Consider the following 11806-nt stretch of genomic DNA (forward strand, 5'->3'; position numbering starts at 1 on the left):
CGAGAAGACCCGATCGCGCGGGCTCAGGGTTCGCGGAGGTCGGCTTCGGCCAGAGCCTGGATCACGTTCGCGGGGGCGGCACTGGATTCGCGGACCGTACGGCTCATCTCGACGTGCAGGAAGACCATGCCGCCCTTCGCCGCCGCCTTGCCTTGAACGTTCTTCATCCCCTCCAGCGCTCCGCAGGACGATTCCCAAGCCCGGCAGACGGCGAGCCCAGCGCTGGCGAGCCGATCGGCGGCGCGCCGGGCGGATGGGCCGGCCACCGTCGCGCCGGACGAGAGCACGATGTCGTCGTCGGGCATGTTCTGGTCGTCGAAGCCGTGCAGCTGGACCTGCGGCAGACCTCGTCCGGCCAGGGTGGTGGCCACCACGTGGAAGACGGAGTCCACCTCGTGCGCGACGTCGGCGCGGCCATCGTCGGCCTTCCGGTGCGCGCCCGCGATCAGCAGCACCGCACCCGGCACCCGGCGGAAGTAGTCGAGGCCGAACGACTCCGTGCGGAGATCGGACGCGGGGTGCGGGACCTCGACCACCAGCGACGGCGGAGCCGACCTGTCGATCAAGTACATCCCCCAGGAGCGCTCGGTACCGGATTCGTTCATCACCAGCGTGTAGGGCCGCCCGTTCTTGCGGTCCACCCCGTCGCGCACCGCGAAACCGAGCTTTCCGAGGTCCGCCGCACCGGCGGGCGCGGCGTCCAGCACCGCGGCGAATCCGGCGGCGGCCGTGCGACGTTCTCCCGCCTCGGGCGACCGGTAGTCCTGCTCAGCGGAAAGCGACGACGTGAATCCCGCGACCAGCGAACTCAGGTCGGCCTCCAGGTCGAGAGGGGGTCGCGGTGACTCGTCGTCACCGAGGACCAGCACGAGGGTCAGCACCAAGGCCAGCGCGACGGCTACGCCGGTCACACTGAGCAACATTCGAGTTCGGCTGATCACCACCCGACTCTACTGATTAACCCGAACGGGTAGTCTGATCCGCGCTTTGCCGACATTGAAGCGGACTGTAACGTCCTCGCCGACACTTTTGATACCTCGCTGTAACCCGATCGGGAACACGTTCCGCTATAGGCCGACGTGAGCCGCGAGTCAGCCGATTGAATCGAAGGGCCAAAGGCCAGTGAAGCGGCAGAAGGACCAGCCCGACCCCGCGGCGCGCCTGCGCGACCAGATCCCGGAAGCGGGCTTCCCCCGCGGTGTCGGGGTCGCCTCCGTGACGACCTTCGTCCTGCTCCTGGTGATCACCGCCTTCACCGCCCTCTACCTGTCGACGGCCGGGCCGCTCTCGCTGCTCCGCGCGGACACGGACGGGCAGGTCCCGGACGAGGTCACCGCGGGCAGGCAGCGAGCGACCACCGCGCTCGCCCAGACGCTGGCCACCTCGGCCACCTCGGCGGCGGGTGACCTGCGCGTCGCCCTCGACTCCGGCGTGTTCGACGAGACCTCCGACAACGCGGTTCTCGCCCGCCTCGGCGAGACGTACCCCGACTGGCGCGGAATCGCCGTCTTCGACCCCGCCGCGAAGAGGGTCGTGGCCACCCATGGTGAGCCGGTGGCGGTCGAGAACCTCCGTGACGTCGACGTCACGAACCTCGTCGTCCGTCCGATCGCCCGGCCCGGCGACAGTCCGCTCGTCCTCACCGCGCTGCCGCTCACCGGCGCCCGCGCCGGCAGGCTCCTCGTCGTGTCGACCCCGCTGCGCGGTGTCTCGGCCGAGCTCGACAACGGCACCGTGCGGCAGATCCGGCTGGTCACCCCGGACGGCGCGTTGCTCTCGTCGTCCGGCGCCGACGTACCCGAAACCGACAGCGTCGCCCAGAGCCTGCTCACCCGCGCGGCGGCGGCCGCCGCAACGGGGGAATCAGGTGTGCTCACCGGCGACGCCGCGACGGATCCGGCCAAACCGGGCGAGCGGATCGCACCGGTCGTGTCCTATGCCCCGATCGTGTCGGACGGCACCACGGGAAGTCTCGGAATGTCGGCCGTCACCCTCAGCCGGTTCCCGGTCGAGCCGGTGCCGGTCCGCTGGCCGGGCCTGATTCCGGCCGCCGTCCTGCTGGTACTCGCCATCGCCGGGTTCGTGCTGCTGCGGCGCACCGTCGTGCGACCGGTCCTCCGCCTTCGTGCCGACGCGCTCGCGGTCGCGGCGGGCGAGCTCGGCAAGCCGGTGCGGCAATCCAGGATCCGCGAGGTGAACCGGCTGACCCGCGCGGTGGAGCGCTACCGGTCGAAACTCGCCAGGCGACGGCCCGGTGCCAAGGTGAAGCCGATCCTCTCCGCGCAGCTCGCCGTCGCGATGGTCACGCTCGCGCTGCTCGGCTGGTCGGTCGCCGTCGCCGCGACCCTCGGCCGCCAGCACGCCGCGGTCTCCCCCGCCGTGCTCAGCGAGTACGGCGGCCGCGTCACGCATTCGGCGGAAACCCTGCGTCGCAGCCTCGCCCAGGGTCTCGGCGATCTGCGCTCCGTCGCCCGGCTCGGGTCCACGGTGCGGCCTGACCGGCTCGACGGCATGCTCGGGGAGCTCGCCGAGAACGAAAGCCGGTTCCGCAGCGTCTACGTCGCCGACGTGGAAGGCAAGGTGCTGCACAGCGAGGGGCGCGAGTCGCTTCGCGATACGGGGAAGCTGCCCGAGGGTTCGGGTATCCGCCAGCACAACACCAGCGGCCGGGTGCCCGTGGTGTACGCCTTCGCGCAGTTGCCGGACTCGAAGAACGTCTTGGTCGCCGAGTACGACATACCGAGGATGGCGTCGGTGCTCGGCTCGGCCGGTGGCCGCGTCCGGGTGGTCGACGAGGGCAAGCGGACCATCGCCGACACCCAGGGTTACCTCGCCTTCTCCGAACTCACCGACTCCGTGCTGGTGAAGAACGTCGTCACCGCACAATCCGGCAAGGAGGCCCGTGAGAGCACCGATTCGTCCCTGGTCGTCGCGAGCCGCCTCGCCGACGAGGGCAGTGTCGCCGAGCTGAACTGGGTCGTGGTCGCCGACCAGCCGATCGGCGACCTGGGCGTCGCCGACAACACCGTGCGCTCGGGTGCCAGGGTCGCCGCGCTCCTCACGGCCGTCGTCGCCCTGATGTCGTTCGCCTGGCACCTGCTGGTCGTCGTCCTGCCGTTGCGGCGGGTGGCCGAAAGCGCCGTGCCGATCGCCAAGGGCGTCGGCATGGGCGCGGTGGTCTACCCCCAGCGCCAGGACGAGATCGGCACCATCGCTTCCTGTGTCGAGATCTGCCGTCAAGCGCTGACCGACGGCAAGGCCCGCCTCGGCGAGGTCCGCCGTCCGGTCGGCGCGGCGACCGACGAGACCAAACTGCTCCAGCGGATCGAGCCCGATCGTGAGCGGCCACGGCAGGCCCGGAGGCGCGAACCACAGCCGGGGAAACCCCGCGCGCCGCGGCCGGCCGAGCCGCAGGCACGGCGGCACCGTGAGCCCGAATTGGCGGAACGAGGCCGGAGCCGGCGATGACGTTCCTCTATTTCGTGCTCCTCACGGCCTCGGTCGCGATGCTCGCGGCGGGCGTCGCCGAACAGCGTCGCCACTATCGCAATCTGCACAGCATCCCGACCCGGGTACTGGTCAACGGCATCCGCGGGAAATCGTCGATCACGCGCCTCTGCGCGGGCGCGCTGCGGGGCGGCGGCCTCGTGACGACCGCGAAGACGACCGGCACGGCGGCCCGGTTCATCCACCCCGACGGCAGTGAGGAGCCGGTCTACCGCAAGTTCGGCATCGCCAACGTCGTCGAGCAGATCGGCATCGTCCGCCGTGCCGCCGCGTACCGGCCCGACGCGCTGGTGATCGAGTGCATGGCGGTGATGCCGGATCTCCAGGAGATCAACCAGAGCAAGCTGATCCGCTCCACCATCGGCGTGCTGTGCAACGTCCGGGAGGACCATCTCGCGGAGATGGGCCCGACGCTGGACGACGTGGCACGCTCGCTGAGCCGTTCGATGCCGGTCGGCGGGATCTGTCTCACCGCGGAGAAGGACCGGCTCGCGATCCTCCAGGAGGAGGCGGACAAACGGAACTGCCGCCTGATCGCCGTCGATCCGGAGAGCGTCACCGACGAGGAGATGCGCGGATTCGGCTGGATCACGTTCAAGGAGAACGTGGCGATCGCGCTGGCCGTCGCCGACCTGCTCAAGGTCAACCGGCGCCTGGCGCTGGAAGGGATGTGGGACGCACCGCCCGACCCCGGGGTGCTCCAGGTCCACCGCTACCGCGCGGGACGGCGGCTCGTGCGCTTCGCGAACGTCTTCGCCGCCAACGATCCCGAATCGACCCTGATGAACATCGACCAGCTCCGTGCGCAGGGGGCGATCGCCGATCCGCTGCACGTGATCATCAACTGCCGCCCCGACCGGGTCGAACGCAACGGCCAGATGGGCGCGCTGATCCCGCGGGTCGCACCGGAACGGGTGGTGCTGATCGGTGAGCCGACGCGCAGCGCCCGGATCGCGATCCCCGACGAGTGGCAGGACCGCGTCGTCGACCTCGGCGGCTCACGGCCGTCCGAAGAGCTGCTGCGCAAGATCATCGGAGGTATCGACCGGCACGCTTCGCTGATCGCCATCGGCAACATCCACGGTCAGGGCGAACTGCTCATCGACGAACTCGCGAAACTGGAAACGGCCGCCTCCTGATGCTCACCACTTCGCTCTCCCCCGAGGTCGCCACCATCGGGCTCGCCATCGGACTGCTGCTTTCCCTGGTCTGCTACCTGACCACGAATCTGTCCCCCGGCGGCATGATCACGCCCGGCTGGATCGCGCTGACCATCGTCGAGGACTTCCGGCGCGCGGCGATCATCGTGCTCATGACCGCACTGACCTATGCGGGCACCAAGATCCTGCAGCGGGTGGTGATCCTCTACGGCAAACGCCTGTTCGCCGCGGTGGTCCTGCTGGGGGTCGTCCTGCAGACCACCCTGCTGCTGGTCCTGCAGGCCGACTTCCCGCTGCTGTTCGTGCACCAGACGCTGGGCTTCGTGGTCCCCGGGCTGGTGGCCTACCAGCTGGTCCGGCAACCGCCGGCCGCGACCGTCCTCGCCACCGGGGGCGTGAGCCTCGCCAGTTACGCGATCCTGATCAGCGGGGTGCTGGTCGGGCTGGTTCCCACGTTGTGAGGACGTCGATGCGCAAAGCGATCCGGATCGGTGTGCTGGCCGCGGTGATCGGGGTGTCGGGCACCGCGGCGGTGTACGTCGCGAAGCAGGAGAAGCAGGACATCACCGCGGTGTCGGCTTCGGCGGTCCCGGATCGCGACGCCGCGATCGGCGGATACACCTACGAACGGCTCGAAAACCCCGCCAGGACCGTCGTCCGGGATTCTCTCGGCACTCAACTGGCGGCCCTCACCGACGGATCCCGCTCGGCCATGCTGACCGGTAAGAGCCGGACGTTCGCCGAACCGAAGTTCACCACGGCCACCGTCACCTCGTCCGCCTGGATCCGGTTCGCTCCCGAGCCGTGGAAAGCGGGCGCGGAGAACGAAGCGTGGTTCCGCGACTGGCTGCCCAAGGCCCTCGGAGACACGTCGCCGGACCTGCTGGCGATAGCCCTGCAATACACCGACGGTTTCGCTCCCCAGACATCCAAGAAGCTCCGTATAGCGGGCGACGCGGCCTTCGGTCCCGACAGCGCGGAAGGCCGCCTCGAAAAGTCGGACTTCTACGACTACCTCGGCATCGACTGGGATTTCCCCGACAAGCACGAGAAGGCGGAGCGGGCGCGGTTCGGCTCGCTCGACTGCTCCGGCTTCGTGCGCATGGTCTACGGCTACCGCGCGGGTTACCCGCTGCTCGGCGGCAACACGAAAGGGCCGGGGTTGCCGCGGCGTGCCTGGGCGATGTCGGAGCTCGGGCCGGGCACCCCGTTGATCGAGGACGCCAAGACGCAGGCCGTGGACTATTCGGCCCTCCAGCCCGGCGATCTGCTGTTCTTCAACCTGGAGCCGGCGCTCGGGCCCCGGGTGTCGCATACGGGCATCTATCTCGGTCTCGACAGTGACGGCAGGCGGCGGGTCCTGTCGAGCCGGAAGGTCGCGAACGGCCCGACCTTCGGCGACGCCGGCGGCACGTCGCTGATCGACGGCGAAGGCACCTACGCGAAGGCGTTCCGTGCGGCGAAGCGGCTCTAGCACGCAAACAGGGCTCCGGGACCGATCGCCCCTCGCAGACCGGTACCGGAGCCCCTACGGAAGGCTCGCCTCCCCGCGAGCCGACCGTAAGCACACTTGGCGAGCTTCGCGGGACTCGGTATCGCCGGACCCCCAGTACCAGGCGATTCGCTGCCCGCGCTCTCTCCGCGCGATGGCATAACCTTGCCCGGTCACCCTGGGGTCACGGCAGCGTGAAGACCCCCAACTCCCCCTGAGTAGATCTACTCAACTGGTCTTGGCCGACGACGAAGCCCGCTTCGCCCGCGTCCGCGCCTGGCGTGCCTTCTCCGCCGCTTCGTTGGCCTTCTCGACCGGGCCCTGCTGCAAGGCGGCCAGCAGCCGCGTCACACCTTCGGCCTGTTCGGCCGCGGTCGGCTGGAGGACGTCGTCGCCGTCCAGTTTGGCTTGGATGAGCGCTTCGAGCGCCTCACGGTAGCGATCGGTGTACCGGCCGGGCTCGAAATCCCGCGTGAGGTCTTCGATCAGCGAGACCGCGTTCCGCAGTTCTCCGCGCCGCAGATCGACGTCCTCGTGCAGGAACGGGAAGTCGGGCCGTCGGATCTCGTCGGGCCACAGCATCGTCTCGAGCAGGATCACCTGGTCCCGCACGCGCAGCGCGCCCAGCGTCTCGCGTTGCCGCAAGGTCACCTTGACGATCGCGATCCGCCCGGACTGCTGCAGCGCCTCGCTCAACAGCACGTACGGCTTGGTGCCCGCCGGCTCCGGTTCCAGGTAGTAGCTGCGCGCGAAGTACATCGGGTCGACCTGGTCGGCCGGGGTGAAGCCGACGACGTCCATCGACTGGGTGGTCGGCGCGAGCAGCGACGCGAAATCGCCGGCGGTCAGCAGGACGACGTCGCCGTTGGGGACGGGGTACCCCTTCGCGATCTCGGCCGCGGGCACCTCGGCGCCGTCGACCTCGCAGACCCACTTCACCCGCACCCGGCCGCCGTCCGGCTCGTGCACCTGGTGGAGGGGGATGTTGTGCTCCTCGGTCGCGCTGTACGCCTTCACCGGAATGGCGTAGGTCCCGAATCCGATCGTGCCTTTCCACACCGCGCGCATGGCCCACCTCCGCCTGGTCAGCGTATCCACGCGCCGAAGCGGCGGGACAGCTACAAACGGGTGTCAGGGGCTACCGAATCGCTCACACATTCGAATGACGGACGCGATTCGGCGAGTGCCTCGGCCGAACAGTCGACAGCGGTGGCCGCCGCACGGAGCACTTCGGCGACCACCTCGACGTCGACCGTCGGGGCGGTGGCCAGCGCGCCTTCGCCGCCCCCTTCGACCCGGCCCGCCATACCTTCGAGCGCGATGGCCAGCGCCTGCTGGCCCGCGACGAGGTGCCGGACCACACTGAGAAGCTCGGGCACGGTCGCGGCGGGACCGGACGCGGTGAGGGAGACGGCGAGGTCGTCCGCGCACGCGCGGAGATGGGAGGCGACGACGGTCGGCGGCAGCGTGACACGTTGCGGACCGGGCACGCGCTCACCCCCTCCGGCTCCTTCAGGTCTCGACCGCGCACATCCTGCCACCGCCACCTTCCGTGACCCGCACGACACCCCGAACGTCAGGAAGCCGCCGCCAGCAGCGCCGCTTCGACCTTCGACCGCCACGCCTGGTCGACCCGGCCACTACGCGGCGCGACGGCGAACGAGTCGACGACGGCACCGCCGAGCGTGGCCACCTTCGCCCACCGCACCTCGGCCTCGCACCGGCGCAACGCGCCCGCGACCCGGTACAGCAGCCCGATCCGGTTCGCGGCCCGCAGTTCGACGACGACCGTGTCGCGCCCGCTGGTCTCGTCGTCGAACCAGATCACCTTCGCCCCGGCCGGCGGCGTCTCCCCTCCGCCGTAGTCCCGTTCCTTCGCCGCGAGCCGCTGCGTGAGCGGCAGCGTCCCCGCCACCGCCCGCGCGAACTGCTCCCGCAGCAGTGTGACGTCGGGCAGCGAGCCGAACTTCGGTGACGCCGTGAAGACTCCCGCCCGTCCTCCGTCGTGCCCGCGCAGCACCGCCGCGTGGACTTCGAGCGAGTTCAGCGCGAGCACCCCGGCCGCGGGAGCCAGCAGTTCCGCGCGAGCGGGGACCGCCAGCACCACCGTCACCACCTTGCCGGCGGCGGTGATGCGCACCTCGCCGCGGCCGGACGCGACGGCTTCGGCGACGAGCTCCCGTTGTTCGGCGCCCATCGGCTCCGGCGGCACGAACCCCTTGCCGTGCAACGCTTCTTCGCAACCGGAAACCAGTTCGGCGAGCAGGCGCGCCTTCCAGTCCGTCCACACGCCCGGCCCGGTGGCCAGCGAATCGGCCGTCGTCAGGGCGTGCAGCAGTTCCAGCAGCACGAGGTTCTCGTCGAGGGTCTTCGTGACCCGCTGGATCGTGGCGGGATCGCTGATGTCGCGCCGCGTCGCGGTATGCGGCAGCAACAGGTGATGCCGCACCATCGCCGACACCAGCGCCGAATCGGCCGTCGACAACCCGAGCCGGGCCGCCACCTGCGCGCTGATCTTCGCGCCGAGTTCGGAATGGTCCGCGTCGCGGCCCTTGCCGATGTCGTGCAGCAACGCGCCGATCAACAGCAGATCCGGCCGCGAGACGGTGGTCGTCAGTTTCGACGCCTCGACCGCGGCCCGCACGAGATGCCGGTCGACGGTCCACGAATGCACCGGCGACCTCGGCGGGAGATCCCGCACCGCGCCCCATTCGGGGAACAGCCGCGCCCAAAGGCCCGTACGGTCCAGCGCCTCCACGGCGTCGACGAGTCCCTCGCCCGCGCCGAGCAGTTCCACCAGCGCCTTGAGGGCGTCGGCGGGCCACGGCGCACGCAGTTCGGGCGCGGTGTCGGCGAGCGCTCGCAAGGTGCCGTGCGCGATGGGCTTGCGGATCCGGGCCGACGCCGCGGCGACCCGCAGCAGCAGGGCCGGATCCTTGGCGGGCAAGGCGTCCCGCGCCAGCGCGACCTCGTTGCCGTGCAGGACGACACCCTCGTCGAGCGGCGTCCGCACCGGACGGCGGCCGAACCGTGCCTTCGGTGGCTCCACAGTGGACCGGAGCGCGACGTCGACCGCGTACGCGATCGTCCGCCCGGCGCCGGAAAGCTTGCGCGCCAACGTGAACCGATCGCCGAAGCCGAGTTCGCCCGCGACCGTCTCGGCTTCCGGCGCGCTGAGGATGTCCCGCTCCCGGCGCAGTTCGCGACGCAGTTCCGTCCGGACGTCGAGCAGCAGGCTCTTGGCCGCCAACAGTTCCTCGCCGGGCCTCGCCGTCAGCTGTGCCGCCGCCAGCGCTTCGAGGACGGCGAAGTCGCGAAGCCCGCCTCGGCCGTGCTTGAGATCCGGCTCGGCGGACTGTGCGATCTCACCGCTGCGGGCCCAGCGCTGACGGACCGCGTCCGACAGTTCGTCCATCCGTTTCCGGGCGGTCCGCCGCCACTGGTCCCGTGCCGCGGCGGCCAGCCTGGCGGTGATCTCCGCGTCTCCGGAGATGTGGCGGATGTCGAGCAGCCCCATCGCGGTCCGCAGATCCTCCGACGCCACCTTCAGCGCCTCACCCGGTGTGCGGACCGAGTGATCGAGGCCGATCTTGGCGTCCCACAACGGGTACCAGATCGCGTCCGCGATCTCGCCGACCCGCGAGTTCCCGTTGTGCAGCAACAACAGATCGAGATCGGAGAAGGGCACCAGTTCGCTGCGCCCCAGGCCGCCGACGGCGGCCAGCGCGACACCGGGTTCAGCGGTGTCGACGCCGGCCGCCGAAGCGCCCTTGCCCAACCAGAATTCGTAGAGGTCGACGCATGCCGCGCGCAACGCGGCCGCGCCCAACCTCCCGTGCCTGCCTTCGAGCAAACGCTCGGTGGCCTTGACCAGTTCACCCCCGTCGGCCATCGTGGGCGCCTATAGGGCGTCCGAGCCGCGCTCGCCGGTGCGTACCCGGATGACCGTCTCCACCGGTGTCACCCAGATCTTCCCGTCACCGATCTTGCCGGTGTGGGCCGCCGTGGTGATCGCGTCGAGGACCTTCTCGACGTTGGAGTCGTCGGTGACGACCTCGACCCGCAGCTTCGCCACGAAGTCCACGGAGTACTCGGCACCCCGGTAGACCTCGGTGTGGCCCTTCTGCCTGCCGTAGCCCTGTACCTCACTGACCGTCATGCCGAGCACGCCCAGCTGCTCCAGCGAGGAGCGGACGTCGTCGAGCGTGAACGGCTTGACGATCGCGGTGATCAGCTTCATGCCTTGCTCTCCTCGAGTTTCGTGGCCGCGGTTCCGGTGGACGTCCTGACCGGGATGGAGCTCGGCTGGCCGAGGCCGCCGCCCGAACCGGTGAAGTCGTACGCGCTCTCCGCGTGCTGGGCCTCATCGATACCACTGACCTCGTCCTCCGCGCTGACGCGGAATCCGCCGAGCTTCTTGATCACCCAGCCGATGACGAAGGTCAGCACGAACGAGTAGCCGAGGACCACGGCCGCCGCGAGCGCCTGCTTGCCCAGCTGGCCGAGGCCGCCGCCGTAGAAGAGGCCGTCGACGCCGAGCGAGTTGACGCTGGTGGTGCCGAAGAAGCCGATGAGCAGCGTGCCGACGAGACCACCCACGAGGTGGACGCCGACGACGTCGAGGGAGTCGTCGAAACCGAAGCGGAACTTGAGGCTGATCGCCAGGGCGCACAGGGCACCGGCGATGAGACCGATGGCGATGGCGCCCAGCGGGCTGACGAAACCCGCCGCCGGGGTGATCGCGACGAGACCCGCGACGGCACCGGAAGCGGCGCCGAGGGTGGTCGGCTTGCCGACCTTGATCTGCTCGATGATCAGCCAGCCGAGCACGGCGGCCGCGGTCGCGACGGTGGTGTTGGTGAAGGCGACGGCGGCGAGGTCGTTGGCGGCCAGCGACGAGCCGGCGTTGAAGCCGTACCAGCCGAACCACAGCAGCGCGGCACCCAGGAGCACGAACGGCACGTTGTGCGGGCGTCCGGTGCCCTTCGGCCAGCCCTTGCGCTTGCCGAGCACGATCGCGAGCGCGAGACCCGCCGCACCGGCGTTGATGTGGACCGCGGTACCGCCGGCGAAGTCGAGCGCCTTGAGCTGGTTGGCGATCCAGCCGCCGACGGAATCGGCGCTGATGAAGCCGTTGAACGAGAACACCCAGTGCGCGACCGGGAAGTACACGATGGTCACCCACACCGCGACGAACAGCGTCCAGCCCCAGAACTTGGCGCGGTCGGCGATGGCACCGGAGATCAGCGCGGGCGTGATGATCGCGAACATCAGCTGGAACATCACGAAGGCGAACAGCGGCAGCGCGTCCGCGCCGGGCCAGGCGACCTCGGGCGTGGTGCTGGTCGCGGCGGTCGCGAATCCGGCGAGTTTGCCGGAGATGGTCGAGAGACCCGCGAAGTCGAAGTTCCCGAGCAACCCGCCGCCCACGTCGTTGCCGAACGCCATCGTGAAGCCGTACAGCGTCCAGAGGACACCGACTACGGCGAGCGCGATGAAGTTCATCATCAACATGTTCAGAACGCTCTTCGCGCGGACCATGCCGCCGTAGAAGAACGCCAATCCCGGTGTCATGAGCATGACCAGCGCGGCGCTGATCAACACCCATGCGGTGTCTCCTGCGTTCAGCACAATCTTCCTCCCGTGC

The 11806-nt window shown here is 69.9% G+C and carries 10 protein-coding genes; 4 read left to right on the forward strand and 6 right to left on the reverse strand.

Going from position 1 to position 11806, the window contains the following annotated elements:
- Positions 1-23 precede the first annotated feature (23 nt).
- Entirely contained in the window at positions 24-911 is an 888-nt protein-coding gene (locus DMC64_RS32830; RefSeq protein WP_233629896.1) for a hypothetical protein, read from the reverse strand.
- Between the two features lie 211 nt (positions 912-1122).
- Here DMC64_RS32830 and DMC64_RS32835 point away from each other — a divergent pair, with 211 nt between their 5' ends.
- From DMC64_RS32835 to DMC64_RS32850, 4 genes are read left to right on the forward strand one after another with little or no spacing between them, the layout of a single operon-like run.
- Positions 1123-3468, forward strand: coding sequence for a HAMP domain-containing protein (locus tag DMC64_RS32835; RefSeq protein ID WP_125736667.1), 2346 nt, complete (start codon positions 1123-1125; stop codon positions 3466-3468).
- Positions 3465-4646 carry a poly-gamma-glutamate synthase PgsB gene (pgsB, locus tag DMC64_RS32840; RefSeq protein WP_037342309.1) on the forward strand — a complete coding sequence of 394 codons (1182 nt, stop codon included), beginning with the start codon at positions 3465-3467 and terminating at the stop codon, positions 4644-4646. The genes DMC64_RS32835 and pgsB overlap by 4 nt, the downstream gene beginning before the upstream one ends.
- A complete protein-coding gene (locus DMC64_RS32845; RefSeq protein ID WP_037342308.1) occupies positions 4646-5128 on the forward strand; it encodes a poly-gamma-glutamate biosynthesis protein PgsC/CapC in 483 nt (160 codons plus the stop codon). The genes pgsB and DMC64_RS32845 overlap by 1 nt, the downstream gene beginning before the upstream one ends.
- 8 nt (positions 5129-5136) lie before the next feature.
- Positions 5137-6141, forward strand: coding sequence for a C40 family peptidase (locus DMC64_RS32850; protein WP_125736668.1), 1005 nt, complete (start codon positions 5137-5139; stop codon positions 6139-6141).
- 246 nt (positions 6142-6387) lie between these two features.
- Here the strand turns inward: DMC64_RS32850 and DMC64_RS32855 are convergent, their stop codons facing one another.
- From DMC64_RS32855 to DMC64_RS32875, 5 genes are all read right to left on the reverse strand, one after another.
- The gene (locus tag DMC64_RS32855) at positions 6388-7227 is read right to left on the reverse strand and encodes a Ku protein (RefSeq protein ID WP_037342306.1); all 840 of its coding nucleotides are present in this window, start codon (positions 7225-7227) and stop codon (positions 6388-6390) included.
- Positions 7228-7277: 50 nt separating this feature from the next.
- On the reverse strand, positions 7278-7649 hold the full coding sequence (locus DMC64_RS32860; protein WP_037342305.1) for a hypothetical protein: 372 nt from the start codon (positions 7647-7649) through the stop codon (positions 7278-7280).
- An 86-nt stretch (positions 7650-7735) separates the two neighbouring features.
- A complete protein-coding gene (locus DMC64_RS32865; protein WP_125736669.1) occupies positions 7736-10051 on the reverse strand; it encodes a [protein-PII] uridylyltransferase in 2316 nt (771 codons plus the stop codon).
- 9 nt (positions 10052-10060) lie between these two features.
- Positions 10061-10399, reverse strand: coding sequence for a P-II family nitrogen regulator (locus DMC64_RS32870; protein ID WP_038509839.1), 339 nt, complete (start codon positions 10397-10399; stop codon positions 10061-10063).
- A complete protein-coding gene (locus tag DMC64_RS32875; protein ID WP_199755175.1) occupies positions 10396-11790 on the reverse strand; it encodes an ammonium transporter in 1395 nt (464 codons plus the stop codon). Before DMC64_RS32875 ends, DMC64_RS32870 begins: the two co-directional genes overlap by 4 nt.
- Between the last annotated feature and the right edge of the window lie 16 nt (positions 11791-11806).

The sequence above is a fragment of the Amycolatopsis sp. WAC 04197 genome, assembly GCF_003947475.1.
Lineage (GTDB): Bacteria > Actinomycetota > Actinomycetes > Mycobacteriales > Pseudonocardiaceae > Amycolatopsis > Amycolatopsis japonica.